24 protein-coding genes are annotated in these 26,268 nt (G+C 36.1%); 13 read left to right on the forward strand and 11 right to left on the reverse strand.

The window, feature by feature from the left end; translation table 11 throughout:
* From ABJH90_RS00035 to ABJH90_RS00070, 8 genes are all read left to right on the forward strand, one after another.
* Positions 1 to 2,266: hypothetical protein (locus tag ABJH90_RS00035; RefSeq protein ID WP_348338020.1), on the forward strand; the 2,266-nt coding region annotated here is incomplete at its 5' end.
* Positions 2,267 to 2,291: 25 nt separating this feature from the next.
* The gene (locus ABJH90_RS00040) at positions 2,292 to 4,304 is read left to right on the forward strand and encodes a gliding motility-associated C-terminal domain-containing protein (RefSeq protein WP_348139391.1); all 2,013 of its coding nucleotides are present in this window, start codon (positions 2,292 to 2,294) and stop codon (positions 4,302 to 4,304) included.
* Positions 4,305 to 4,308: 4 nt separating this feature from the next.
* Complete coding sequence (locus ABJH90_RS00045) at positions 4,309 to 5,277, forward strand: type IX secretion system membrane protein PorP/SprF (protein WP_348139393.1); 969 nt, start codon at positions 4,309 to 4,311, stop codon at positions 5,275 to 5,277.
* A gap of 85 nt (positions 5,278 to 5,362) precedes the next feature.
* Complete coding sequence (idi, locus tag ABJH90_RS00050) at positions 5,363 to 5,905, forward strand: isopentenyl-diphosphate Delta-isomerase (protein ID WP_348139395.1); 543 nt, start codon at positions 5,363 to 5,365, stop codon at positions 5,903 to 5,905.
* On the forward strand, positions 5,902 to 6,309 hold the full coding sequence (locus tag ABJH90_RS00055) for a 6-carboxytetrahydropterin synthase (protein WP_348139397.1): 408 nt from the start codon (positions 5,902 to 5,904) through the stop codon (positions 6,307 to 6,309). Before idi ends, ABJH90_RS00055 begins: the two co-directional genes overlap by 4 nt.
* Positions 6,310 to 6,312: 3 nt before the next feature.
* Positions 6,313 to 6,774 carry a peroxiredoxin gene (locus ABJH90_RS00060; RefSeq protein ID WP_348139400.1) on the forward strand — a complete coding sequence of 154 codons (462 nt, stop codon included), beginning with the start codon at positions 6,313 to 6,315 and terminating at the stop codon, positions 6,772 to 6,774.
* On the forward strand, positions 6,771 to 7,739 hold the full coding sequence (locus tag ABJH90_RS00065; RefSeq protein WP_348139402.1) for a type I phosphomannose isomerase catalytic subunit: 969 nt from the start codon (positions 6,771 to 6,773) through the stop codon (positions 7,737 to 7,739). The genes ABJH90_RS00060 and ABJH90_RS00065 overlap by 4 nt, the downstream gene beginning before the upstream one ends.
* Positions 7,740 to 7,771: 32 nt before the next feature.
* Entirely contained in the window at positions 7,772 to 8,041 is a 270-nt protein-coding gene (locus ABJH90_RS00070) for a hypothetical protein (protein ID WP_348139404.1), read from the forward strand.
* 16 nt (positions 8,042 to 8,057) lie between these two features.
* Here ABJH90_RS00070 and ABJH90_RS00075 read toward each other — a convergent pair whose 3' ends face one another.
* The 6 genes from ABJH90_RS00075 to ABJH90_RS00100 form a co-directional block, all read right to left on the reverse strand.
* On the reverse strand, positions 8,058 to 8,765 hold the full coding sequence (locus ABJH90_RS00075; RefSeq protein WP_348139406.1) for a DUF4369 domain-containing protein: 708 nt from the start codon (positions 8,763 to 8,765) through the stop codon (positions 8,058 to 8,060).
* A gap of 45 nt (positions 8,766 to 8,810) precedes the next feature.
* Positions 8,811 to 10,073 (reverse strand): DUF819 family protein, encoded by a 1,263-nt coding sequence (locus tag ABJH90_RS00080; RefSeq protein ID WP_348139408.1) that lies wholly within the window; start codon positions 10,071 to 10,073, stop codon positions 8,811 to 8,813.
* A 73-nt stretch (positions 10,074 to 10,146) separates the two neighbouring features.
* On the reverse strand, positions 10,147 to 12,378 hold the full coding sequence (locus ABJH90_RS00085; protein ID WP_348139410.1) for a DUF5916 domain-containing protein: 2,232 nt from the start codon (positions 12,376 to 12,378) through the stop codon (positions 10,147 to 10,149).
* 278 nt (positions 12,379 to 12,656) lie between these two features.
* Entirely contained in the window at positions 12,657 to 14,900 is a 2,244-nt protein-coding gene (locus ABJH90_RS00090) for a transglycosylase domain-containing protein (RefSeq protein WP_348139412.1), read from the reverse strand.
* Between the two features lie 546 nt (positions 14,901 to 15,446).
* The gene (locus ABJH90_RS00095) at positions 15,447 to 16,022 is read right to left on the reverse strand and encodes an alpha-ketoglutarate-dependent dioxygenase AlkB (RefSeq protein ID WP_348139711.1); all 576 of its coding nucleotides are present in this window, start codon (positions 16,020 to 16,022) and stop codon (positions 15,447 to 15,449) included.
* Positions 16,023 to 16,045: 23 nt separating this feature from the next.
* A complete protein-coding gene (locus ABJH90_RS00100) occupies positions 16,046 to 16,918 on the reverse strand; it encodes an AraC family transcriptional regulator (protein ID WP_348139414.1) in 873 nt (290 codons plus the stop codon).
* 217 nt (positions 16,919 to 17,135) lie between these two features.
* On the opposite strand from ABJH90_RS00100, the gene ABJH90_RS00105 reads away from it, so the two are divergent.
* On the forward strand, positions 17,136 to 17,720 hold the full coding sequence (locus ABJH90_RS00105) for a hypothetical protein (RefSeq protein ID WP_348139416.1): 585 nt from the start codon (positions 17,136 to 17,138) through the stop codon (positions 17,718 to 17,720).
* 49 nt (positions 17,721 to 17,769) lie between these two features.
* On the opposite strand, the gene ABJH90_RS00110 is transcribed toward ABJH90_RS00105, so the two are convergent.
* The 4 genes from ABJH90_RS00110 to ABJH90_RS00125 form a co-directional block, all read right to left on the reverse strand.
* Positions 17,770 to 18,402, reverse strand: coding sequence for an MOSC domain-containing protein (locus ABJH90_RS00110; RefSeq protein WP_348139418.1), 633 nt, complete (start codon positions 18,400 to 18,402; stop codon positions 17,770 to 17,772).
* Between the two features lie 119 nt (positions 18,403 to 18,521).
* Positions 18,522 to 18,908: a hypothetical protein gene (locus ABJH90_RS00115; protein WP_348139420.1), complete on the reverse strand. Its 387-nt coding sequence runs from the start codon at positions 18,906 to 18,908 to the stop codon at positions 18,522 to 18,524.
* Between the two features lie 287 nt (positions 18,909 to 19,195).
* Complete coding sequence (locus tag ABJH90_RS00120) at positions 19,196 to 20,287, reverse strand: helix-turn-helix transcriptional regulator (RefSeq protein WP_348139422.1); 1,092 nt, start codon at positions 20,285 to 20,287, stop codon at positions 19,196 to 19,198.
* 131 nt (positions 20,288 to 20,418) lie between these two features.
* Positions 20,419 to 20,769 (reverse strand): DUF6249 domain-containing protein, encoded by a 351-nt coding sequence (locus tag ABJH90_RS00125; RefSeq protein ID WP_348139424.1) that lies wholly within the window; start codon positions 20,767 to 20,769, stop codon positions 20,419 to 20,421.
* Between the two features lie 135 nt (positions 20,770 to 20,904).
* Between ABJH90_RS00125 and ABJH90_RS00130 the strand changes: the two genes are divergently transcribed.
* On the forward strand, positions 20,905 to 21,489 hold the full coding sequence (locus ABJH90_RS00130) for a sigma-70 family RNA polymerase sigma factor (protein WP_348139426.1): 585 nt from the start codon (positions 20,905 to 20,907) through the stop codon (positions 21,487 to 21,489).
* Positions 21,476 to 21,895, forward strand: coding sequence for a hypothetical protein (locus ABJH90_RS00135; protein WP_348139429.1), 420 nt, complete (start codon positions 21,476 to 21,478; stop codon positions 21,893 to 21,895). Before ABJH90_RS00130 ends, ABJH90_RS00135 begins: the two co-directional genes overlap by 14 nt.
* A gap of 186 nt (positions 21,896 to 22,081) precedes the next feature.
* On the opposite strand, the gene htpG is transcribed toward ABJH90_RS00135, so the two are convergent.
* Complete coding sequence (htpG, locus tag ABJH90_RS00140) at positions 22,082 to 23,971, reverse strand: molecular chaperone HtpG (RefSeq protein WP_348139431.1); 1,890 nt, start codon at positions 23,969 to 23,971, stop codon at positions 22,082 to 22,084.
* Positions 23,972 to 24,638: 667 nt separating this feature from the next.
* On the opposite strand from htpG, the gene ABJH90_RS00145 reads away from it, so the two are divergent.
* Together ABJH90_RS00145 and ABJH90_RS00150 are read left to right on the forward strand one after the other, a co-directional pair.
* Positions 24,639 to 25,646: a beta-ketoacyl-ACP synthase III gene (locus ABJH90_RS00145; protein WP_348139433.1), complete on the forward strand. Its 1,008-nt coding sequence runs from the start codon at positions 24,639 to 24,641 to the stop codon at positions 25,644 to 25,646.
* 19 nt (positions 25,647 to 25,665) lie between these two features.
* Complete coding sequence (locus ABJH90_RS00150; protein ID WP_348139435.1) at positions 25,666 to 26,217, forward strand: pyridoxamine 5'-phosphate oxidase family protein; 552 nt, start codon at positions 25,666 to 25,668, stop codon at positions 26,215 to 26,217.
* The last annotated feature ends 51 nt before the right edge of the window (positions 26,218 to 26,268 follow it).

A 26,268-nucleotide genomic window follows, 5' to 3' on the forward strand; every position in this document is an offset into this window, starting at 1 on the left:
CAATAATGTTATCACCACCCTGGTAGACAACGGGGATGGCAGTTTTACCTATACTTCAGAGGATGGTACAATTACCACCTTTACAGAAACCCTGAGCGGGTTAGTAGATAATGGTAACGGTACTTTTACCTATACGAACGAAGATGGGATAGCTACTACCTTTGATGCGAAGATCGCAACAGTAGTAGACAACCTTGATGGAACGTATACCATTACAGACGACTTTGGCACTTCGGTGACCATCGATACCAATAATGTTATCACCACCCTGGTAGACAACGGGGATGGCAGTTTTACCTATACCTCAGAGGATGGTACAATTACCACCTTTACAGAAACCCTGAGCGGGTTAGTAGATAATGGTAACGGTACTTTTACCTATACGAATGAAGATGGGATAGCTACTATCTTTGATGCAAAGATCGCCACGGTTGTAGACAATCTTGATGGAACGTACACAATTACAGACGACTTTGGCACTTCGGTGACCATCGATACCAATAATGTTATCACCACCCTGGTAGACAACGGGGATGGCAGCTTTACCTACACTTCGGAGGATGGTACGATTACCACTTTTACAGAAACCATGAGCGGGTTGGTAGATAATGGTAATGGCACCTATACTTATACTAATGAAGATGGGGCTACCCAGACAATTGATACCAATGCCGGAAGTAACCCCTATGATAATACAGCTTCAAGCTTAACAGCCACAGACGTACAGGCAGCTATTGACGAGTTGTCTGCTGGCAGTAGTGACGATCAAAATCTTACCGGAGCTACTCTCGATGGGGCTAACCAATTGCAAATAGATATTGAGAATGGAAGTTCTACAACGGTAGATCTTTCTTCACTTGCTGAGACAGTTGTGGCTGGAACAGGTGCAATTACAGTTACTGATGATGGTAATGGTAATTATACTGTAAATTCAACAGATTCCGACGAGGACTTGACAAATGAGCTTACTTTAATTGGAACAGGAGCACCTGCTGTTGTCCCAAGTAATAGTGGAGTTACCTATGTAGATGATGTAGCCGGACAATTATATGTTTATGACGGTGCAGCATGGCAAGCAGTTGGAGGCAGCTCCAGCCCGGATTTGGATGGTGATCCTACTAACGAACAGAATACAGTTTTTGCCGTAAATGGAGGAAACCTGGAGATCACCGATAGTGGTGGTACCTTATCCGTACCCCTTGCGAGTTTAGGCACAGACGATCAGAATATCGACGTATTAACGCTCAATGGAGCAACCAACATATTAACGGTAGGTATTGAGAATGGTAGTGACCTTACGGTTGACTTATCAGGATTGGTAGCTGACGGCTCAGAAACAATTGTCACTGGTGCAGGGATCAATGTGGTAACCGGCACAGGAACCACGGCAGATCCTTATGTGATCACAGCCACCGAAGTAGATGGTAGTGTAACCAATGAGGTGAACACAGTCTTTGCTGTAAACGCAGGGAACCTGGAGATTACCGATAGCGATGGTACCTTATCAGTACCCCTTGCATCACTTGGTACAGACGATCAGAATATCGACGTATTAACGCTCAATGGAGCGACCAACATATTAACGGTAGGTATTGAGAATGGTAGTGACCTTACGGTTGACTTATCAGGATTGGTAGCTGATGGCTCAGAAACGGTAGTCACCGGCGCAGGGATCAATGTGGTAACCGGCACAGGGACCACGGCAGATCCTTATGTGATCACCGCTACGGAAGTAGATGGTAGTGTAACCAATGAGGTGAACACGGTCTTTGCTGTAAACGCAGGCAATCTTGATATTACCGATAGTAATGGAACATTGTCTGTCCCTCTTACAAGTTTAGGCACGGATGACCAAACGGCTTCGGAAGTAAATTCTGATGTACCTGTAGATGTGGATGGCGACGGAAATACGGAAGCAACAGTAGAGGATGTAATACAGGATATAGCACCCATTACCTCTAAAGCTGCCAGGATATTCTATCCGCCTTCAATAGCGGTGGATGCTTCTACAAATGGAGTAGGATATACGGAAGACCTTTACGCACAGTATATAGCCCAGTTTGGAACGCCAACTGTAGCAAGTGCTGGTGCACCTGCGGCAGTTCCCACTTATGCAGCAGCAGATTTATATTATTATGTAACCTATGCGGATCCTGCAGTTTTTGCTAACATGAGCATTAATGCCAGTGGAGTCCTGACGTACGATATTATAGGACAACCCACAAGTTACAATTCTTTAATAAACGTTGTATTTGTTGTTAAATAATAAGACATAAAAGCTCACAATAGGTTTGAAGACTAATAACAGATATCATCTTCTAGTCCTCAGTATTGTTTTTACATTACTGGGGATTAGTGCATCCAATGCCCAATTTTTGCTTCAGGCACCTAACAGCGGAGATGAAAGTAATTATAGATGGTATGAAGCTTCAGATACTTCAACAGTTTTAAGTACAGATTTCTTTTATGAGACCAGTACACCAGGGGTTTACTTTGCCACTTATGATGGTACTTTGTGTGGTTCAAATGCCACAGGATACTTTATATTAACAGATTGTACAGCTCCTGATAACCAGGTTACTCTGGACATTACCGCAAATGTCAGTGGCAGTGCCACTGTAAGCTGGAACCCTGCTGTTGCGGGTAATCAGTTACAACCGGTTGTTACATCAACAACTTCGGTGGTTCGTTATGTAGCTACAATAAATAAAGCCGGTAATTCAATTGATCTCCCTGGTTTCACAGTGGTTTGTCTGCAGCAAGCAGCCACTTTGGTAGATGATCTTATTACGCTCGATGAAGATACTTCCATCGTGGTCCCAATTTATGTCAATGATAGCGATCTACCTACAATAGGAACTTTGACAGCTACGAATCCTGCTAATGGTTCTGTTAGTATTAATAATAACGGGACTCCGAATGATCCAACAGATGATATTGTTACATATACACCAGATCCGGATTATAATGGGCCCGATTCATTCGATTACACGGTCTGCAATACCACTGGAGATTGCAGTACAGCAACAGTTACGGTAGATGTGTTGCCTATAGTAGACACATTGCCTGATTCTATTGCCACAATAGAAGATATTGCCGTTGATATAGATATATTAGCTAATGACAACGATATTCCTACAATAGGTACTCTCACCAATACAAATCCGTCTGATGGCACAGCCGTAATCAATAATAACGGTACTCCGGGAGATCCTTCTGATGATAATATTACATATACTCCAAGTCCAGGTTTTATAGGAACAGATTCATTTACTTATACCCTATGTGATAGTTTATCGAACTGCAGTACTGCTACAGTCACTATTCTGGTAAACCCAATTGGTGTGGACCTTGATACAGACAATGATGGTATAGTTGACAGTTTTGAAGATTTAAATTTAGACGGTGATAATGACCCTTCAACAAATCCAACAGATACAGATAGTGACGGTATAGCAGATTATCTGGATATAGATAGTGATGATGACGGTATTCCGGATAATGTAGAAGCGCAATCAACTGCCGATTATACAGCTCCGAGTGGGATAGATGCCAATAATAATGGTCTCGATGATGTATATGAGAATGGCGGTGGATTAGGAATTCTTCCTGTGGATACAGATGGTGATAGTCTCCCGGATTATGTTGATACCGATAGTGATGATGACAATGTTCCAGATAATATTGAGGGGCATGATATGGATAATGATGGCATTCCAGATTATGTCTTTATAGGATCTGATAAGGATAATGATGGTCTTGATGACGGTTATGAAGGTTATACAGCTATTGATGACGATGTAAACGACGAAATTGATGACCCTTTTGATATGTTGCCAAATACAGATAGTGATTCCGAATCTGATTACAGGGATACAGATGATGACGATGACCTTATACTTACTGCAATGGAGGATACCAATGGGGACGGAGATTTTACCAATGATGATATGGATGCAGACGGTATACCAGATTATTTAGAACCTAATGCAAGTGAAGAGGACATTGAGGTATTCAACGTAGTAACTCCCAATGGAGACGGAGTTCATGATGTTTTAAGCATTAGAGGGCTTGAAGATTTCCCAAATAATACCATTCGAATTTATAATAGATGGGGTGTACAAGTTTATACGACCAATGCCTATAATACCCAGGGTAATGTCTTTGACGGTACATCTCAGGGTAGAGCAACTGTAGACGTAGACAATAAACTACCAGTAGGTACATATTTCTATATCCTTGATTATGTAAATGATGATGATATACAGAAATCGTTATCAGGATACATATACATAAATAGATAAACCAATGCTAAAATTGACACATAAAATTTATTTGCAAAGAAGCCTGACAACATTGTCTTTTCTTCTGGTTGTTCTATTGACGGAAATTCTTTATGCTCAGCAGGATGCACAGTATACTCAATATATGTACAATACGGTGAGTGTTAATCCGGCATATGCCGGTTCCAGGGGCCATATGAGCATAGCAGCATTATATCGGTCTCAATGGGTAGGTTTGGATGGAGCACCAACAACGCAAACTTTCAATATGCATACACCTTTGGGCTATAGGGGTGTTGGTCTTGGATTATCGATTGTAAACGACCAAATAGGACCTACCTCAGAAACATTTTTTGATCTGGACTTTTCGTACAGCATACAACTGGCTAAGGAATCGCGATTAAGTTTTGGGTTAAAGGCAAGTGCAAGTTTATTAGATATCAGGTTTTCTGAGTTAAACCAGGATGTAACAAACCCCGGCGGACCGGACCCAACATTACAGGAGGATATTACCAATAGGTTTACACCCAATATAGGAGGTGGAGTCTATTACCATACAGATAGGTTTTATGTTGGATTATCCGTTCCCAGAATTTTGGAAACCTCTCATTTTGATGAGAGCTCTCTTTCAACGGCAAAGGAGCAAATGAATTTTTATCTCATTACAGGTTATGTTTTTGACATGAGTGCATTTTGGAAGTTTAAACCTGCGCTGTTGCTCAAAGCAGTACAAGGTGCGCCTTTGGGGCTGGATTTATCGGCAAATTTTATGTACAATGATAAACTCATCATGGGGCTCGCTTACAGGTGGGATGCTGCGTTTAGTGCACTTATAGGATTTCAGTTGTCCCCTTCATTTTTAATAGGCGTAGCGTATGACAGGGAAATTACTGAATTGGGACAGGCCACTTTTAATAATGGTTCCTTCGAAATAATTTTGAGATATGAATTTATTAAAGTCAAAGGAAACTTAAAGTCTCCACGCTTCTTCTAGAATTATCTCATATATAGTTCACTCACTTAATCAACTTTTGTCACTCTTAACCCGGAATATTGCGTAAAGATGCTACTTTTGCAAGATGGGAAATAAAAAAGAGGAAAATGTTGTTCTCGTAAATCAATTAGACGAAGAGATTGGTTTAATGCCTAAAATGGAGGCTCATGAAAAGGCCGTACTTCATAGAGCTTTTTCGGTTTTTATTATGAATAAAAACGGTGAGACTATGTTACAGCAAAGGGCTCAGCATAAATATCATTCTCCTTCATTGTGGACAAATACCTGTTGTAGTCATCAACGTCAGGGCGAGACCAATTTAGAAGCAGGTAAAAGGAGACTGCAGGAAGAAATGGGTTTTAAAACAGATTTAAAGGAACTTTTCTGGTTTATTTATAAAGCACCTTTTGACAATGGTTTAACCGAACATGAGCTTGACCACGTAATGATTGGATATTATGATGACCTACCTGTTATAAATAAAGACGAAGTGGCAGATTGGAAATGGATGAGTCCCGCAAAAATTAAAAAAGATATTATGGATAACCCCCAAACATACACGGTGTGGTTCAAAATAATATTTGAAAAGTTTTACGATCATCTTGTTCAAAACTATGAGACAATATGAAAGTAAAAGTTAGCCGTAAGGCGCATTTTAATGCTGCCCACCGCTTATACCGTAAAGATTGGGATGATAATAAAAATAATGCAGTTTTTGGTAAATGTAATAATCCCAATTATCATGGACATAACTATGAATTAGTAGTTAGTGTGACAGGAGAAATTGATCCGGAGACCGGTTTTGTCATAGATATGAAAATTCTGAAAGATTTGATAAAGTCTGAGGTAGAAGATGCCTTGGACCATAAGAATTTAAATGTTGAAGTTCCGGAGTTTAGGACATTAAATCCAACTGCAGAGAATATAGTCATTTTTATCTACAATAAATTACGTCCCCATATAGAATCAAACAATGAGCTGGAAGTTATTCTTTTTGAAACAGCTCGTAATTTTGTCACCTACAATGGCTAAATCATGGGCCTGAAAGTTGGGCAGGTAATACCGGAATTTGCGCTACCCGATCAGGATGGCAAGTTATTCAACAGCAAAGAGATAGTAGGCAAAAAACCATTTGTGATTTTCTTTTATCCAAAGGATTACACCCCTGGTTGCACTATAGAAGTATGTTCTTTCAGAGACAATTATGAGGAGTTCACCGAACTTGGGGCACTAGTCATTGGCATCAGTACCGATTCTGAGAATACACATCGTAAATTTGCATCAAAATATCGCTTACCATTCAAACTTTTGGCCGATAAACATAAGAAAGTACGTGCTTTGTTTAAAGTAGAGAGTAAGTTGTTTAATTTACTTCCGGGCAGAGAAACTTATGTTGTAAGCAAGGAAGGAGTGATATTGATGGTATTTAATAGTCTAAATGCCTCGCAGCATATGAAAAAGGCCTTAAATGCGCTTAAGAAATTGAAATCGAAATGAACTTATATCCATTTAAATTTTACCCTATACTTAAAGAACGACTTTGGGGAGGCACAAACCTGGGAACCTTATTAGGTAAAGAATTGGAAAGTGATCTCATAGGAGAAAGCTGGGAATTATCTGGAGTAGCCGGAGATGTATCAATTGTTGCCAATGGTTCTTTTAAAGGAACTACACTGACGGATTTGATTAATAAATTTCCTGAAGAGATACTTGGAAAAAGTGTTTTGGAACGATTTGGAAAAGAATTCCCAATCCTTATTAAATTCATTGATGCCCAAAAAGATCTTTCCATTCAGTTGCATCCTGATGATGAACTTGCAAGAAAACGTCATAATTCTTTTGGCAAAACCGAAATGTGGTATATAATGGATGCCGAAAATGATGCGGAGTTAATAATTGGGTTTAAAGAAGATATTTCTAAGGAAACATATATAGAAAGCCTGAAGAATGATACCTTAACAGACCTATTAAATTATGAAAATGTAAGTGAAGGTGATGCTTATTTTATAAATGCAGGCAAAATTCACGCCATAGGCGCAGGGATATTAATAGCAGAAATACAGCAAACATCTGACCAAACCTATAGGGTGTACGATTATAATAGAAAGGATGCTCAGGGAAATCTAAGGGAATTACATACAGAATTGTCGGTTGACGCTATTAGTTATGACAGGCAAGACGACTTTAAAGTTATCTATGGTAAGGAAACAAACGTTTCTAACCCAATGGTAAATTGTCCCTATTTTAAAACCAACTTTATCAGTTTAAATAAAAATATCCAATTCGATGTTTCCAATCAGGATTCTTTTACTATATACATGTGTATTGACGGCGAAGTTTTAATAGAGAACGAATTTGGATCAATCTTGATTAAAAAAGGCGAAACAGTTTTAGTATCGGCTATTACCAGCCATGTACTTTTGAGTGCTGAACAAGCCAAACTTCTGGAAATTACTATTTGAAAAAGTGTACTTTTACACAAAATTATTGAGCAATGGCAAATATTAGAGAATTAAAAAAAGATATAAATTACGTATTAGGAGATATTATTGAAGCAGTTTATATTGTTGAGGCTTCCAATGATAAACCAGGTTCTAAAGAAGGGTCAGAGATTATTGATGGTGCGATTGCTACTTTTGATGATTTAATTACAAAAGTAAATGCAAAAGGTGTGGACAATAAAAAGCAACACCTAAAAAACGTACGCAAAGAACTGGAAGAAAAAGCCAGAGGGCTAGTAGATAAACTTAATAAATTACCCTAGGTCTATACCACTTGTATTATTGATTCTTTTTCTCTTCAAGATATTCTTGAAGAGCCCTCCCGTATTTACCATTGGCTACTTCCGGACTTAATGAATTATTAATAGAATCCAGGTAAATAACATTTGCATCCGGCACTTCTTTTAAGGCTATATAAGGAGCAATATGATATTCTTTGTTATTAAGAGCAAAATTTAGAGCAAAGAGGTAACCCCTTTTGATATTCATGTCACTAGCTTTTTGAATGGAATCCTGAGTTAGAGAATCTTTAGGGGTCTCGGGGTCATAAACTGCCCTGATAATTTCCAGATTTTTAGTGTTAAAACGGGACATGACTTTCCCGTATTCTTCAAGTTTTTTCTGGTTTTCAGAACCTTCAATTTTGGCCTTGGTATCGAATGTGTTCCAATTGGTGTTAATAGTTATTGTACCGGGTTCGCCAAAAAAAGTAATCCTGTCATTTATATCATTATTGTCCTTTTTATCGAGGTATAAATAAAAAATCTCCGGACTTTCCAGCTCAGTTTTAAACAGGAAATTCCCATCACCAGCAACTTTAAGTGAATCTATTACAACGAGAGAAGTGTCCGGTATATGTTGAAGATAAAGAGTGCCTTTTTTTAATCCTTTTACCTTACCGGTAACTGTCATGGTATTTTCGGTATCCTTAGTTCCGCAAGATCCTAATATGGCACAGCTTAGTACAATAATTATTACGCTCCTCATAGTATTTTATTTCTGTCGCAAATATCATTAAAGTTTATTGGAAATTTAAACTTTTGATGCAATTTCCATAAGTAGGCCACATATATAAGCACCGGCGGTCCCAACTACATAACCCAGGACAGCGAGTAGAATGCCTACAGAGGTAAGCGATGGATGAAACTCTGCGGCCACGATTGGTGCAGATGCCGCTCCACCTACATTTGCCTGACTTCCCACGGCCAGGAAAAAGTAAGGAGCTCTGATAATTTTAGCCACAAGTATTAATAATCCTGCATGAATGGAAATCCAGATTAGACCTACTGCAATTAAACCTGGTTTGTCCAAAAAACTTCCTAAATCCATTTTCATTCCAATGGTAGCCACAAGAATATAGATAAATAACCCTCCTATTTTACTTGCTCCGGCTCCTTCGTAACTTTTGGCCTTTGTGAAGGACAGGATTATACCAATGGTCGTAGCAAAAACAACCATCCATAAAAATTCTGAACCCAGGGAAGAAAGGGCTTTTTGCTTATTCCGGATAACTTCAAAATTTTCCTGTAAGAATTCTGAAAAATGGAAGCCACTAAAATGAGCAATACCAACTGCTGTAAACGCCAAACTCAACATAATTATATAGTCGTGAAGTGTTGTAACCCGGGTTATTTTTGCAGTATATTCAGAAACTTTTGTTTTAAGGGTTTCAATGGAAGAAGTATCAGCTTTTAACCACTTATCAATTTTATCAGACTTCCCAATACCCAGAAGAATTATGGCCATCCAAATATTAGCTACAACAATATCTATCAAGACCATATCACCAAACTTTTTGGGGTTATAAGCAAAAACTTCAAGCATTGCAGCCTGGTTTGCCCCGCCACCAATCCAGCTTCCCGCAATTGTCGATAAGCCCCTCCATACCGCATCAAAATCATTTCCGCCCACCGTTTCGGGGGAAAAAGTGGAAACTATTAAAATAGCTATGGGACCTCCTATGATAATACCGGCAGTTCCTGTTAAGAACATAATAAGCGCTTTGGAACCAAGGTTCACTATAGCTTTAAGATCTATACTTAATGTCATTAGGACCAATGCCGCTGGAAGTAAATACCTGCTGGCAATATAATACAGCTTTGAATTTTCTTCAGAGATGAGTCCCGAACTGGTTAAAATTGCAGGTAGCATATAACACATTAGAAGTGTCGGAACTATGGCATAGAATTTTTTCCAAAATCCGGTTTTAATAGAAGAGGTGTAAAATACGAATCCAAGACAGAGACATAACAATCCAAAAATTACGGTATCCTCAGTTATTGGTAAATGGTTCATGGAAGATTATTTAATGGTGAAAAGCCTTCAAATATAATGAAATTAGATGGGGCTATTTACTATAAAAATGAGCCTAAATATTCAACCAATAAGTTATTTTTAGATTAATAGATCTTGTCTTTGGAGCAAAACCATCCACAAAATAATTATCATTATAAACAAGAAAAAGATCAGAAAGGGGAGCAAAACGCCATTGTAATCTGGAATTAATACCAAAATTGTCTCGCTGATTACTATATTGAATTAAGGTTGACCAAAAAACTGATTTGCTAAAGGTGACTTCAATCTTTGGACTTATCAGCCAAATGTCTGCACTGGGGTAGGGGTCTGGCAATTCAATTTTATCGTACCTCATTATCATGGAGAGAAATACTTTAGGTTGGAAACGAAAAGTCATTCCGCCTTGAACAGTAAAGCGGTTTCCATTAAAAAATCGGCCAATAGAAGGTTCAAGAGAATAGGAGAAAATTTTTCTACGATCAGAGTTGAACTCAGCTTTAACACTGTTGTAATAATATCCCTGATTCCCTGGTAATGGTATCCCACCATCGGTATCCGTTGGGTCGAATTCATCGATTAAAAAAGTAAACTTATGGGAGAATTCTGCACTGAATCTGGATTGGTCTTTAAATCTTGCTTCCCACTGACCTCTTAAGTCATAGTCGGTATTTTTTAAATCCATGCTAGGACTCCAAAGGGCTATGGGCAAGAACTGGAAGGCATGATTTTGGATAAAACTATTTTTGGGCCAGAAAACTCGTTCGAATTGAGCAAAGCTTTTAAGAATATCGGTACGGCGAACAAATCCCAAATCTGATCTGAAATCTTCGCCCACATAAACTAATTTACCAGAAATATTATAATTTCTGGAATTGTATTCCAGGCGTGCACCCGTGGCTAAATCTTTTCCGTTACTCTCTGGTTGAAATGACTTTTGAAAAAAGAACTTCCCATTCCACAGATTATCCCTTGAAATTAAATTGTAATCCAGCCCCAGGACCCGATTGTATTTATCCTCTGGTAAGAGAAAATCGTAATCTTTAATAGATTGCCTGTTTATAAAGAAGACACCAATATTTGACCTTGCAAAAACCTTCTGCTGTAAAGCCAGCATCATATTGTTATTAGATGGAATTTCATTCTCTTCATCTGAAGCAGTTTGAAGATTAAGAAAACCCAAACGTAAGTCTTTTGTTAATTTTCCACTTAATCGGACACCACCTATAATCTTATTTTCAATGGTATTATCTGCAGTATCCTTTGCAATACCTATCCTTCTTGAAAAAAAGGGGTTAGCATCTCTTGAATCACCAAAACTACCAAACAGATCATTATTATCTATAAAGAACTGCCTTTTTTCGGGAAGAGAAACTTCAAAACGTGTGAGATTTGTAACCTGGTCATCTACTTCAACCTGAGAAAAATCCGGGTTTACTGTAATATCGAGATTCATACTATTGCCAATAGAAACTTTTGCATCTCCTCCAACCGATAACTTATTAGTAGTATTGTCTTCTTCAAAATCCTTAAGAATACTACTGTTTACATAGGGTATGAGAGCTAGTGGGGTTTTGGACTTACCAAGGGGTTTTTCAAAAACCATATCCCCCATAAATGTCAAACCTGCCATGCTTTGATTTTGTGGAATATTCATCCAGGTACTGGTTTCGTTAGATTGACTGTCGAACCGGTAACTGTTAAACCTCCATTTTGTTTCTCCTTCTTTAAACTTAAATGAAGTGAGTGGAATAACCATTTCAGCCGTGTACCAGGAATGATAAATCTTTGAATCTCCTTTCCACTTTACATCCCAGGTTGTTGTGAAATTCCTGAAGTCTTGGCCTCCCCCTGAAACAAGGCCCTCTCTCCGCACCCCATAAGGGTTGATACCAAATAAAAAGGCGTTTGTAGCATCACTAAATGTGTCAAAAAGCAAGGTGATGTTATCGCTGTTTCCGGCCCGATAATCTCTTTTCAACGATTGAATGGCATAATCCTTGCCCAAGGCATATACCGTAATTCCTATATAAAGGTTATTATCGTCATATAACATTTTAATATCAGTCTGCTGTCTGGCCTGAATGGAATCCAGAGGAAAATATTCCCAAAAATTATTGGCACTATTGGCTGTTTCCCAAATAGGTTCATCCAAAACCCCATCGGGGACAATAATCTTATTAACATGTTTAACAATAAACGATTTGGTTTTATTCTGACCGTAGTAAATAGAGGATTTAATATTACTCTGTCCGTAAAATACTATAGAAGTAAAAAATAAGGCTAAAAAAGTAAGTGTTTTTACCATTTATATGGATCAGACATTAAAGGAAGTCTAGACAAATTTTAAAATCGTTTTTAATAAAAACCAGATACAAATATCCTCCGTTTTTATTTAGGGAACAATGCCTTTTCTGCAAACGACCGGAGTTTTATTGTGAACGACATATTCCCAAGTATTTAATTGAACTATTTTTGGATAACTGACAAACTTTTTAAGTGTTATAAAAGTGTAAAATTAAGGCAATATTCTTTAAAATTTTATTAAACTACAAATTACCATGATCTACAGGTGTGATGTTAACTTTACTGCTTGAATTTTTTAGTTTTCTTCTTTTTGGGATTTTTAAAAAGTCTTTTAAAGAAGCCGTCCCGTTTTACAGGTTCGCATTCAAGCATGGAAAGTACCGCAGCATCAGGTTTAATAAACCTGGCCCGGGTTATGTAATTATAGGACGCATCTCTATTTAATTTTTGCATCCAAATCGCAAAAATAGGCAATGCTGCACTGGCACCCTGCCCAAGTGATGTGTTCTTAAAACCTATTTCATGATTATCCAAACCTACCCAGGTTACATGAACTAATTTAGGGGTAAGTGCTACAAACCACGCATCTTTATTATTCTGTGTTGTTCCGGTTTTACCAGCAATATCATTTTTTAATCCATAGATATTTCTTATTCTGCTTCCCGTTCCTTCATTAATCGTGGCTTTCATAAATTCGAGCATAATCTGCCGGTTTTCTTCACTATAAGCCTGAACTTTTGAAATAGTTGGAGTAAAAGTATCAAGTATGGAATCTTTGTTGTTATTTATGCTACTTATCAATATGGGTTCAACTGGTTTCCCATGATTTACATAACTGGCATACGCTCCTGCCAATTCTTCAACACCAATTTCCCCTGTACCGAGAGCTATAGAGGGTAATTTTGGTAAATCTTCTGTAATACCCATTTTTATAGCCTGATCCAGGACATTCTCTATACCTGTTCTTTCCAAAACTTTTACCGCCACAGTATTCACAGAATTACTCAATGCCTGTTTCATAGAATAATTCATAAAGGTTTCTTCTTTATTCCCAGAATTTGAAGGAGACCAACCCTCTAAATTTTTATAGGCTACTTCTTCTGCGGAAAAATAGGTGCAGGGTTCAATTCCGGTTTCCAATGCTGCCGTATAAACTATTGGTTTAAATGTAGACCCCACCTGTCTTCTGCTCTGAGAAATATGATCATATTTAAAAACTTTATAATCAATTCCACCTATCCAGGTTTTAACAGCGCCAGTACCCGGATCTATTGAGATAGAACCGGTATTTAGAAATTTCATATAATGCTTAACGCTGTCAATTGAACTTTTTTCGAGTTCTTTTTCCCCTTCCCATGAAGTAAGCGTCATTATTTTCTTCTGTCCTAAGGTATCCAGGGCTTGTTCCTCATTCAACCCCTGTTTAATTAGATTTTTATAGGCTATTGATTTCTTAACCGTTTTAAGAATTAATTCTTTATTTGTGAGCCAGGGGGCAGAATTACCATAACTTTTCTCAAAACTTTTTTGAAGTGATTTCATATGAGTCTTCATAGCTTCTTCTGCTAAAATCTGCATTTTATAATTCAGAGTAGTATAAATTTTGAGCCCCGAAGTATAAATATTATAGGAATTTCCATGTTCATTTTGTTTTTTACACCAATTGAGAACTTGTTTTCGTACTTCTTCCCTGAAATATGGAGCCAATCCATGATTATGATCATAATCTCTATAATTAATAATTAACGGCAGAGCTTTTAAACTATCATTTTCTCCTGCTTTGACAGAGCCTCGGTCTGCCATTGAATTCAGCACCAGATTTCTTCGTTGAATACTATTTTTAGGGAAAACTCTCGGATTATAAGTGTAGGTAGCTTTTAACATTCCTATCAGAACTGCAGCTTCTTCAATCTTTAGTTTGTTGGAGCCTTTGCTAAAAAATTTTAAGGAGGCACTTTCTATGCCAAAAGTATTATCACCAAAAGAAACTGTGTTTAAATAGTGCATTAACAACTCTTCCTTGCTATAAATTTCTTCAAGTCTCGAGGCAACTATCATTTCTTTAATTTTATCAACGGTCAAATAAAATTTTCCCGTTCTTGATCTGGGATATAGATTTTTGGCCAACTGCTGACTAATGGTACTGCCCCCGCCAGAGGCCTTATTTTGCAATAAAACTGTTTTTACAGCAACTCTTAACAAGCTTTTGTAGTCTACTCCGGAATGCTCATAAAATCGCTCATCTTCAACAGCTATAAGGGCATTTATTAATTGTTTTGGGATGTTATGGTACGATATAGGTTGTCTATCAGTCAGGTAATATTTTCCAATTAGCACACTATCTGCGGTATATATTTCTGAAGCTTGTGGGTGTTGATATTCTGCCAATGATTTCTTGTCGGGAACTTTTCCCCAGACACCAAAATAAACACTTAGCACAAATATTGTGGCTATAGTGATAAGCAGGGCAATAACTATCAGAGTATACCTAAGAAGTGGAGGTTTTATCCTTTTAAAAATCACTTTTATTTATTTATTGGTGCAAGATGAAATTAATTAATTAAAATATTACATGCCTTAACAATACATTAATGCCCTAATTTTTAATTTTGAAGAAAATTTGGGAATGAGAAGTCTTGTTTTATTGTGTCTTTTGAGCGTCCATTTAGCAATGGGTAATTCTAATTTCTGATCCAAAACGGGGCACAGGGTAATTGGTAATGTGGTTCAGGAACATTTGAACAGATAAACGAAACGGGCTGTTTCAAAATTACTGAACGGACAAAGTCTGGCAGCAGTTGCTAATTATGCTGACAAAATTAAGTCGGATAGGACCTTTAAAAATTTCTTGACATTTTTTAGTTAAGTAATTTAAAATTAGACCATTAAAAGTGTTTTTTACCTAATAAACAAGGAACTTAGCGATATCTTATATTTCTCCTTTGTTTTATACGTTAACTTATTAAGGTTGTGTATGTGGAAATTAGCATAGTCTACCAAAGTGTTAAAGATAGTATTCAACTCTGCAAAAAACGGTATAAGAAAATCGACTAATAATAGTCGATTTTTTTATGGGATAACTCTAAAGGTCAGGTTAATTCTTTCCCCAATTGGCTTCGTTGTTTTGGCGATTTGATGTTGCCAAAAATGTTGCGTTGAACCCCTCATTAAAAGAAGACTCCCATGCTCAAGAAGAATTTTATATTTTAAATCCTTTAATTTTTTGTGTTTTAGATGGAAATAACGCTCCTGGCCCAGAGATAATGAAGCTATTACCGGATTCTTCCCTAATTCCTTTTCATCATCTGAATGCCAGCCATTACTGTCTTTCCCATCTCTATAAAAATTTAAAAGACAACTTGTAAAATTGGCAGGAGTTAACACGGATATTTTCGCCTTAAGGTCTGATAATGTCTCACTAAATGGTAGTGGTTGCATAGTAATACCAGAATAGGAATAAGATCGATTATTAGTTCCATACAGTGCCGTTAACCTGGGCTGAGCATATAATTTACCGTAAACTCTTATTTCATCCTGACGCCATGAAACTGAAGATTTAAGCAGTTCGAAATAAGTATTGGCATTTTCACAATTCAGAAAATTGGAGAAATAAGTGATATCACTATCGGGTAGTTGTAATTTCAGTTGTTTCAAAACTTTGTTATCTATTATTGAACCACCTTTTTTAACCTGTTTCGGTATTCAGAAGGGTTTTGGCCTGTAAATGCCTTAAAAGATTTATTAAAGTGTGAAAAATTATTAAAACCACTTTCAAAACAAATGTCTGTTATGCTCATGGGCTGTTCAGCAAGTAATTTTGACGCGTGGACCAGACGATATTCATTCACAAATTGAATAAAAGTTTTGTTGGTTATCTTTTTGAAATATCTGCAAAAAGAAGGTACTGTCATACCGGCCCTATCTGCAATTTCTGAAAGGGTTACTTCTTCTTTGAAATTATTTCTCACATGATTAAAAACGATATTTATTCGGTCGTTATCCTCTATATCTGTTTTAAATGAGAAGCCTTCTGCATTCAACACTTTAAAATCCTGAGAATTTCCCAGATCATTCAATATGGACAAAATGGATAACAACTGTTCAAAATCTGATTCATTTTCAAGATTTTCCAGTTTTTCGCCAACAATATTTTTGGTTTCACCACTAAAAGCAACACCTCCCCTCGCAATTTCAAACAAAGTCTGGGTTTGTTTCATTTCTGGAATATTGAAAAAAGAATTACCCAAAAAGTCCACTTTCATTTGTATAACAATTTCACTTTTATTCCCCGTAAATTTATCCGTAAATCCACAATGAGGTAAATTACTTCCAATTAAGATTAAGTCGCCATCGGTATAACATGAAATATGACTTCCAATCTGTCGTTTGCCTGCTCCTCCGTTAACATAAACTAATTCTATTTCAGGATGATAGTGCCACAAATTGTCTTTGTTATTCTTTGTGGAATCAAATTTTTGATACGTATATGAATGCCCAAAATTGGGTTCAATAGCTTCAAAAGCCGGTTTATACTTTTTCATTTTTTTTTGATGATTGATGATGTAAAATTACTCAACACTGTATTAGTCTATAGTTACGAAATTACCAATTATATGTGCAATATTAACCTATAAATTAAAAAGCTGTTAACAATCGGTTAAAATAGGATATAAATTAGAAAACTTGGTTGTATTTCCTGAAATGCTTTGGTGGTAGGTTTGTCCTGTAAATTATTCATTAACTCTAAAACGAAATGTTATGAAAACAAATTTGAAATTCACCGCAATGATCGCCTTTATGTTTGCTACAGTAGTGGGCTTGGCAAAAGAACCTAAACTAAGTTTGTTGACGGAAGGTCAATCTAAAAGCTTAATTGTAGAATTAGATTCAGAAAACAGCAAGACCCTTCTCAAGATAATTGATGAAAATCAGAACATCATATTTTCAGAGAAAATTTCGGCATCAACCTATACCAAAAAGTTTGACCTGAATGAACTAGAGAATGGTTCTTACTATATCAGACTAGACGATTCTTTAAGGACGCTCATTTATCCAATAAGTGTTGAAAACAAGGAGGTGAAAATTCTAAAGAGAATTGAAAATACCAAGCCGGTATTTAGAAAAAAGGGTTCGATGCTCTTTCTTAACTTACTTAACCTGGATGGTACAGATGTAAAAATTAAAGTTTTGGACGGCAATAACCGTACATTATTTAGTGAAGTAATTGAGAACGAAAGCATTGTAACAAAGGCTTTTAATTTTGAAACCGCCCATGAAGATCGCTATACGGTAGTGGTAAAGGATGGTGAAAATACCTACTATGAAAATATTGTAGTTAACTAGTATGTTGTTTAGTTAAGTTTTAAAAAGGGGCCTATTAGGCCCCTTTTTTTTACAAATATTTTTTTAGACGTTCTCTTTTATATTCAGGGAGTGCAAGATTTTCTATCGCCAGCTTCAAGATTTTTTCATCTTTTTCCTTCGCATATAGTAATTGAAAGAATTGATGTACAGTTAATAAATTATCAGAAGGTTCAATTAGGGTAACTTTATCTCCTGATGAAACCTGGCCTTCTTCAAGTATTTTCACATAAGTGCCCGGGAATCCATACTCTATAAACTCTTTCAAAATCAGCTGAGTACCAAACCGAATTCCTAATTTAAAACAAGGTTCCCTGGGTTGTGATATTTGCACCAAAGCGGTACCAATTTTGTATATATCACCTATTCTGAGTTGTGTTTCATCCATATCACTCACACTGAGGTTTTCTCCAAACATTCCCCAATTCCAGTCTAAATTCGGATATCGGTTTTTCCAATAAGGATAATGCTTGGCAGAAAAGAGATAGCAAGCCTTATACACACCTCCGTGTACTTTTCGGTCTGCAATGGAATCATTCACTACTTTTTCTGTTTCTAAAACCAATGGAGAACTAGTTGGGTGTTTAAAGATACCTGTATTAAGCTCTTTTCCATTCCAATTAATTTTGGTTAAATTCCCAATATTAGTAGATAATACCTGCATACTTTAAAGATATCAAGCCTTTGTATTAAATACAAATCAAAGAGTTTGATTTCTAAACAGGAATCCAGAATTTAGACAAAACAAAGAGCTAGTAAGAAACTAGTGAAATTGAAGAAGGGTTAAGATTTTAGTTTAAGTTCAAACACCATGAATTTTAAATCCTCAAGACTAATATTTTCAATATCTATAATAATTTCTCCGTGCTTTTTTACACTATAATGGAAAACATCACCTAGTTTGAATTGTCCAAAATTTATCTTTCCATCGCCTTGATGAAAAATCCCACAACCTTCGGTTAGAAAAGTATAACTAAAGTCATTGGTAATTTTCCGAAAAGGAAGCCTTTCCTTTGGTTTTAAAGTAATATCCCATAATCTGAATTCGTCATTTTCGTATATAGGAGACTGGCCCAATGTTTCAACGAATTGTTCAGATCTCAATTCGTTCAATCTGGTGATTTCCCAACTTTCAAAATTTCCTTCAGGGCTTAATTCTATTAAATTCATGAACACTTTTTTTAATTTGGGTAACATTGATAAATCAAAAAAATAGGGCCATATATATGGCCCTAAGGGGAACTATTCAGATTCAACTTTCATAAACTACTTCCCATATATGGGATTCATTAAACATGTAACACATTAGTCAAATCGAATGCAAATATTATCAAAAGGATTGTTTTGAGCTTATGAATTCAATCTTAAGAAGTTTTAATTTCAGAATTAAATACTCAAAAAGGGTTGAATTCCATTAAATAGAATAAGAAGTGTGCTTTAAACTGCTCTTTATTGTTCTAGTTTTCTAAAACCTCAGTATGATAATTCATCGGCGTGGTACCGGTAGCTTTTTTAAATGCTGTGTAAAATGAAGCCTTGCTATGAAAACCCACTTCACGACTCAGCCCTTCTATACTTAAATTAGTAAGAATATCAGTTTTAAGTAGTTCCTGAGCCTTCTTTATCCTGAACTCATTAATGTATGTATTGAAGTTCTTATTGTAATGTTTATTGATTGCTATAGATACATCTCTGGGATGAACTTTAAGAGCCGTTGAAATATCTACTACGGTCAGATCCTGTTTTGTATAAACAGCGGAATCCCTAACATATTGGTCTATTCGGTTAATAAGTTCAAGAACTTTCTCTTTTGGATCCTCTGTATCCAAAGAAGGCTCTTTTACTGGTAGATCTGCCCGATGAGCAACGGAAATCACATTATATTGAATAATTCCACTGATAGCAATAGTAAAAACAAGAATTAGGTTGGAACAGGCTATGAGCAATTCGAATACAGGGGCGACCTCAACGAATAATGTCCCGATATGCACGGCAATAAGTACAAAACAAAAAGCTATAAAAAACCTGGTCCATTGTAGTTGTTTGTTTTTGACTGAGGCGAACTGATTTTTTACTTCTTCAGTGTGATTATTAAGATATTTGTTTATTCGGACAATAATGAATAAAGAATACATAAGGCCAAGCGCGAATAATATTTCGAAAAGATATGTCCCGCGTAAGTATTCTTTTGCTCCTTCAGGAAGTAAAAATAAAAGAAACAGAAAAAGTATAGAAATCACTCCTGGATACAATATCCGGTAAGTTACTCTCTCATGGGCAAAGATGGAGATCTTTTGCACGTACAGAAAAAAGATGGGAAAAATGATCCATGAAAAGCTAATGGGAAGAAGGAGTAATCCAGGATGATTTTCAAGGATTTTAAAATCCTCTAAGATAACGGGCAAAAATTCAATGGCAAATCCTATAAGAAATAAACCCAAAAAGAACGTCGACTTATTCTTCTTACTAATAAAAATAAGTATTACCCCTAAAATTAATCCTTGAAAAACCCCTAAGGCATGGACTAAGGAAATAACATCACCATCCATTTAGCAACCATTTTGAACTATTAAAGTTCTATAAAGTATGGCTTTAAAACAAATTATGCAGCAGACAAATAAAAAACCATTGTAAATATTTACAATGGTTTTGGTTCTCTTAATGTGGACAATCTTGGTTATTACTCTTTCTCTAATTTTTTTGTCAGGGTAAAACCGGCAAAAAGACCAAGACCCGCCATTATTAAAATAGTTCCAGGATAAGCTACATCCCCATCCATTCCCATTGCGTTTGTAAGTATGGAGGCTATAAATATGGCCAATCCAACCCCAACTAGCAATAAGGATAGATTAAGAATTAATACTTTCCAGAAAGGGGCAGTATGCTCCCTTTTTCCTTTTACAAATATGCTGGCATCAGCACCTTTTTCAATTAATGCTAGTCGCTCCTTATTTCGCGTCGAAAAATATAAATAAAAAACGCCAAAAATTGCTCCGAATACGAGTGCAACTATAATAATTTCTCCTCCCATGATATTTAGTTTTTAATGGATTAAACAATTTGTTCATAGGGTATGACGAACAAATTTCAAAGATGGTTACAGGAAATGAGTTTTTTTTATTATTTTATGTAACCAGGACGTTATTATATGCGTCTGATATAACAAATGAGCCAAAAACCGGATGAGGACCTTATTGATAAGGTTATAAAAGGGGAAAATAATGCCTATGCTATATTGGTAGATAGGTATAAGCATATGGTATACACTCTGGCATTAAAAATTGTAAAAAATAGGGAGGATGCAGAGGAAGTAGCTCAGGATTCTTTTATAAAAGCATATAATGCATTAAATGATTTTAAGGGTGAATCTAAATTTTCTACATGGTTGTATAAGATTGCATATTATAGGAGTTTAGACTATTTGAAAAAGAATAAAAGACAAGTTGAGACAACCGCAATAGATATTTCTGAAGAATATAATATAGCATCAATGGATGATGCCTTAGATAGGATGGAAGTAAAGGAGCGAGCAGAAATAATAAAACATGCAATTGAGAAACTACCTGCTGCTGATGCTGTTTTAATTACTTTATATTATTTTGAAACACTTTCAATGAATGAAATATCAAAGGTTATGGAGATTCCTGCTAATACTATTAAAGTGAGACTGTTTAGGGGTAGGAAACGTTTAGCAAAAATTTTGGAGAATAATTTGGAATTTGAAAATATACAAAGTTATGGAAGAGAATAAAGATAAACAGCTTAATGATTTTGTAAAAAAAATTGTAAGAAGTGCAGGGCTTGAGACACCCTCTGATGGTTTTACACAAAACATTATGTCCAAAATAGTAGCACAAGAAGAAAAAACAACGGCAATTAAGTATAAGCCTTTGATTTCCAAAAGAAGCTGGTTGATTTTGGCTGCCATTACTGTAATATTATTTACCTATATAATTTTTGGAAAACTGGACCTTTCTATTAGTTGGTTGCCTAATATTAATTCAGTGACTTTAAATAAAATTGGATTTATGGAAGTTCTTTCACAAATACATCTGCCTAATACCGCCGTCTACGCATTAATAGGTATAATGTTGTTCTTCTATGTGCAGATAATTTATATGAAAAGACATCTGGATAACAGATTGGGATTAAGTTGATTGTTGGGAATGAAATTCCCTGTTGATTAAACCGTTATTCAGGATAATTTACGATTAAATACTTTCAGTAATATAAAAATGCTTCACGGCAGAACCTAAATTATCTTAATGATAGTTTAAATTAAACCCGTGAAGCATTTAATGAGCATGAACTTATTGCTCATTGATTATTCAAAAACTAAGAACTTATTTAATCATCTCGTAACTGCGGCTAATAAACTTAGTCAGTTCTTCACCTTTGAGCAAGCCTTTGGATAATCGGGCAAGATCTAAAGATTGATTTATTAATCGATCTCTTTTTTTAGCCGTTTTTGTTCCAAGAATCTCACTAACTAATGGATGATTTATATTTACAATTAAATTATACATTTCGGGCATATTTCCCATGCCAAACATTCCACCTCCGCCTCCGGTTTGCTGCATTTCCTTCATTCGCCTCATAAACTCTGGTTCAGTGATGATAAAAGGAGAAGCTTCACTATCCATGGCTTCCAATTGTACAGTGTAACCTTTATCTGTAGTTACCTCTTCTATATTTGCTTTTAGCTTTTCCTTCTCTTCATCAGACAATTTGCTTATTTGTGTGTCTTCTTTTTTGATCAGATTATCTAAATGATCGGCATCTACCCTGGCAAAAGATAATTTCTCATTTGAAGTTTCCAATTTTTGCATCAGATGCGGCACAATAGGTGAATCAAGAAGTAACACTTCAAAACCTTTAGCTTTGGCCGCTTCAATATAACTATGCTGTGACTCCTTATCCGATGCATATAGTACTACCAATTTGTCATCTTTATCTGTTTGAAGAGCTTTAATTTTTTCTTTCAACTCCTCAAACGTAAAATAAGTGCCATCTACAGTGGGGTACAATGCAAATTTGTCAGCTTTTTCAAAGAATTTTTCCTCGGACAACATTCCGTATTCAATGACTATTTTAATATCATTCCATTTTTTCTCAAAATCCTCGCGATTATGTTTGAATAGAGATGTAAGCTTATCTGCAACCTTTCTTGTTATATATGAGGAAATCTTTTTAACTGCACCATCTGCTTGCAGGTATGATCGGGATACATTCAGGGGAATGTCCGGCGAATCAATTACACCTCTCAGCATAGTCAGGAATTCTGGAACTATACCTTCAACATTATCAGTTACAAAAACCTGGTTTTGATACAGTTGAATTCTGTCCTTCTGAATACTTAAGTCATTAGTAAGTTTTGGGAAATAAAGTATGCCCGTCAGATTAAAGGGGTAATCCACATTTAAATGAATATGGAACAGGGGCTCTTCAAACTGCATTGGATACAATTCCCGGTAAAAATTCTTGTAGTCCTCTTGTTTTAAATCTGCTGGCTTCTTAGTCCAGGCAGGGTTGGGATTATTTATTATGTTATCTACTTCTATTGTTGGAGCCGGATCATCCTCTTTAGCATCTTCAGGTTTTGGAAGAGTCTCAGTCTTTGTTCCAAATTTAATTGGAATGGGCATAAATTTATTGTATTTCTGCAATAATTCAGTTACCCTGTTCTCCTCTAAAAATTCAGTGGAATCATCTGCAATACTTAAAATTATTTCAGTACCACGCTCTTTCTTGTTCGATTTTTTCAAATTGAATTTTGGTGACCCATCACAGCTCCAATGTACTGCCGGTTCATCGGTATAACTTTTGGTGATAATCTCCACCTTATCAGCAACCATAAAGGAAGAATAAAAGCCCAGGCCAAAATGTCCTATAATGCCAGAGTCTTTGTCCGCATCCTTGTATTTATCAAGGAATTCTTCAGCACCGGAAAATGCTATGTCATTAATATACTTCTTAACTTCTTCTTCACTCATGCCAATACCCTGGTCAATGATATGAAGTTTTTTACCTTCCTTATCTATCTTCACTTCAATCATTGGATTGCCATACTCTAACTTGGCCTCGCCGAGTGAGCTAAGGTGTTTTAATTTGAGTGTGGCATCTGTCGCATTTGAAATTAACTCGCGTAAAAATATCTCGTGATCGCTATAAAGGAATTTTTTAATTAATGGGAAAATGTTTTCAACTGAAACATTAATCTTACCTGTAGCCATATTTATTTGATTTTTTAAATTATAACTTAACTCATGTCAAAAAAAGTACCATACTGTATGCAGGTGACAAACTGACACTTTAACATCTTCTAGAATCTAGAAAGCTAAACTTTAACATATTTTATGTTTAAATTATATGTATAATAATTAAACATTATGTATTTTTGTATTGTGATTGCGAAATATGAATTGCTATGAAAAAGATTTGATTTTGTAATCAGAATGTTGATTAATTGGTTAGGTTGTTTGAAAGTGTGCTTTCCCTCGAAAGCACACTTTTTTTATAATACTCTTTAATTCGGTTTAATAAAATTAAAGATAAATTCAACATAAAATATAGTCATCTGAATTCGAAAAAACTCGTGATAGGCCTTCACACAGAATATAAAATTATTTTGTTTTAACCATTTTTTGCATAATCTTAAAGTTTAGCTCAAATCGTATATTATTAATTATAAAAACTATCTTTTTAAACTAACGTAAGGGCTAAGAATACGTCACAGCTGCCAAAAAAAATATCTTTAAGAATTATCTTATGTTCTCTGGACTTCCCAATTCATCAATTATTTTTTAGCTATCTTAGATTGTTGATATTATATCTCTTTTGATGATTAGTTCCCGATTTACAGGCAATTCTTTTCAGATTAACTAACACACATACAAAATAATGTATAATTCAAAAATTAGTGGACTGGGTTATTTTGTACCCGATAATGTAGTAACTAATGACGACCTGTCAAAAGTCATGGATACCAATGATGAATGGATTCAGGAGCGGACTGGTATAAAAGAACGGCGACACGTCGTAAAAGGAGAGGATACCACTTCCACTATGGGTGTTAAGGCGGCAAAAATAGCTATTGAACGAGCGGGGATAGATAAAGATGACATAGATTTTATTGTGTTTGCAACTTTGAGCCCGGACTATTACTTTCCTGGACCGGGAGTATTGGTACAACGAGATCTGGGTATTAAAACAGTTGGCGCAATAGATATAAGAAATCAATGTTCCGGCTTTGTTTATGCCATTTCCCTAGCAGATCAGTTTATAAAGACCGGCATGTATAAGAATGTACTGGTAATAGGTTCTGAGTTACATTCTGGCGGTCTTGATATGACAACTCGAGGCAGGGGGGTATCGGTAATTTTCGGAGACGGTGCTGGCGCTGCCATTTTGACCAGAGAGGAGGATAATTCTAAAGGGATATTGTCTACCCATTTGCATTCAGAGGGCGCCCATGCGGAAGAACTTTCCTTAATAGCTCCTGGTATGGGAAAACGATGGGTCCTGGATATATTAGAAGACAATGATCCCAATGACGAATCCTACTTTCCTTATATGAATGGCCAGTTTGTTTTTAAGAATGCCGTGGTTCGTTTTAGCGAGGTAATTATGGAAGGATTAAAAGCAAATAATCTTGAGGTGACAGAAATTGACTTGCTAATTCCGCACCAGGCCAATTTGAGAATTTCACAGTTTATACAGGGAAAGCTCAGGTTAAAAGATGACCAGATATATAACAACATTATGAAATATGGGAATACCACAGCTGCTTCAATACCCATAGCACTCACCGAAGTGTGGGAACAGGGTAAGATTAAAGAAGGAGATCTTGTAGTATTGGCCGCATTTGGGAGTGGATTTACCTGGGGCAGTGCCATTATCCGATGGTAAAAATTTAAATCTAATTTGGATGGGGAAACGTTATGAAAGTCTGGATTCTACTCACGTAGATTTTATTTCTAATCAAAAGCTATTTTTTGTTGCAACTGCCATGAAAGATGGATCAATTAATCTATCTCCAAAAGGAATGGATTCTTTCAGAATTATTGATACCACTAAAATTCTTTGGTTAAATCTTACCGGTAGCGGGAATGAAACTGCTACCCATCTGCAATACAACAAAAGAATGACTATCATGTTTTGTGCATTCGAAGGGAAGCCAATGATTTTGCGTCTATATGGTGAAGCGCGAGCATTCCACGAGCGAGATTCCTTTTGGAAAGAGCATATTGGAAAATTTCCTGAAATAGCTGGTAGCAGGCAATTAATTGAAATGAGAATAAAACTAGTACAGACCTCCTGTGGGATGGGTATACCGCTTTTGGACTATAAAGCCGAGCGTAACATGCTCAATATATGGGCAGAAAATAAAGGTGCAAAAGGCCTTATGGAATACATGGGCAAGAAGAATACAAATAGTCTGGATGGCTTGCCAACCGGAATTTTGGATGATTCTGTTTAAATTAAACCCCGACTATTTAGTCGGGGTTTATTAAATTGACAAATTCAACAA

The sequence above is a fragment of the Eudoraea sp. genome (assembly GCF_039969275.1).
Lineage (GTDB): Bacteria > Bacteroidota > Bacteroidia > Flavobacteriales > Flavobacteriaceae > Eudoraea.

Excerpts from the sequence above, each read along its gene's own strand:
- ABJH90_RS00045 (WP_348139393.1), top strand. The coding sequence starts at position 4,309 with ATGCTAAAATTGACACATAAAATTTATTTGCAAAGAAGCCTGACAACA.
- idi (WP_348139395.1), top strand. The coding sequence starts at position 5,363 with ATGGGAAATAAAAAAGAGGAAAATGTTGTTCTCGTAAATCAATTAGAC.
- ABJH90_RS00055 (WP_348139397.1), top strand. The coding sequence starts at position 5,902 with ATGAAAGTAAAAGTTAGCCGTAAGGCGCATTTTAATGCTGCCCACCGC.
- ABJH90_RS00060 (WP_348139400.1), top strand. The coding sequence starts at position 6,313 with ATGGGCCTGAAAGTTGGGCAGGTAATACCGGAATTTGCGCTACCCGAT.
- ABJH90_RS00065 (WP_348139402.1), top strand. The coding sequence starts at position 6,771 with ATGAACTTATATCCATTTAAATTTTACCCTATACTTAAAGAACGACTT.
- ABJH90_RS00070 (WP_348139404.1), top strand. The coding sequence starts at position 7,772 with ATGGCAAATATTAGAGAATTAAAAAAAGATATAAATTACGTATTAGGA.
- ABJH90_RS00075 (WP_348139406.1), bottom strand. The coding sequence starts at position 8,765 with ATGAGGAGCGTAATAATTATTGTACTAAGCTGTGCCATATTAGGATCT.
- ABJH90_RS00080 (WP_348139408.1), bottom strand. The coding sequence starts at position 10,073 with ATGAACCATTTACCAATAACTGAGGATACCGTAATTTTTGGATTGTTA.
- ABJH90_RS00085 (WP_348139410.1), bottom strand. The coding sequence starts at position 12,378 with ATGGTAAAAACACTTACTTTTTTAGCCTTATTTTTTACTTCTATAGTA.
- ABJH90_RS00100 (WP_348139414.1), bottom strand. The coding sequence starts at position 16,918 with ATGAAAAAGTATAAACCGGCTTTTGAAGCTATTGAACCCAATTTTGGG.
- ABJH90_RS00105 (WP_348139416.1), top strand. The coding sequence starts at position 17,136 with ATGAAAACAAATTTGAAATTCACCGCAATGATCGCCTTTATGTTTGCT.
- ABJH90_RS00110 (WP_348139418.1), bottom strand. The coding sequence starts at position 18,402 with ATGCAGGTATTATCTACTAATATTGGGAATTTAACCAAAATTAATTGG.
- ABJH90_RS00115 (WP_348139420.1), bottom strand. The coding sequence starts at position 18,908 with ATGAATTTAATAGAATTAAGCCCTGAAGGAAATTTTGAAAGTTGGGAA.
- ABJH90_RS00120 (WP_348139422.1), bottom strand. The coding sequence starts at position 20,287 with ATGGATGGTGATGTTATTTCCTTAGTCCATGCCTTAGGGGTTTTTCAA.
- ABJH90_RS00125 (WP_348139424.1), bottom strand. The coding sequence starts at position 20,769 with ATGGGAGGAGAAATTATTATAGTTGCACTCGTATTCGGAGCAATTTTT.
- ABJH90_RS00130 (WP_348139426.1), top strand. The coding sequence starts at position 20,905 with ATGAGCCAAAAACCGGATGAGGACCTTATTGATAAGGTTATAAAAGGG.
- ABJH90_RS00135 (WP_348139429.1), top strand. The coding sequence starts at position 21,476 with ATGGAAGAGAATAAAGATAAACAGCTTAATGATTTTGTAAAAAAAATT.
- htpG (WP_348139431.1), bottom strand. The coding sequence starts at position 23,971 with ATGGCTACAGGTAAGATTAATGTTTCAGTTGAAAACATTTTCCCATTA.
- ABJH90_RS00145 (WP_348139433.1), top strand. The coding sequence starts at position 24,639 with ATGTATAATTCAAAAATTAGTGGACTGGGTTATTTTGTACCCGATAAT.
- ABJH90_RS00150 (WP_348139435.1), top strand. The coding sequence starts at position 25,666 with ATGGGGAAACGTTATGAAAGTCTGGATTCTACTCACGTAGATTTTATT.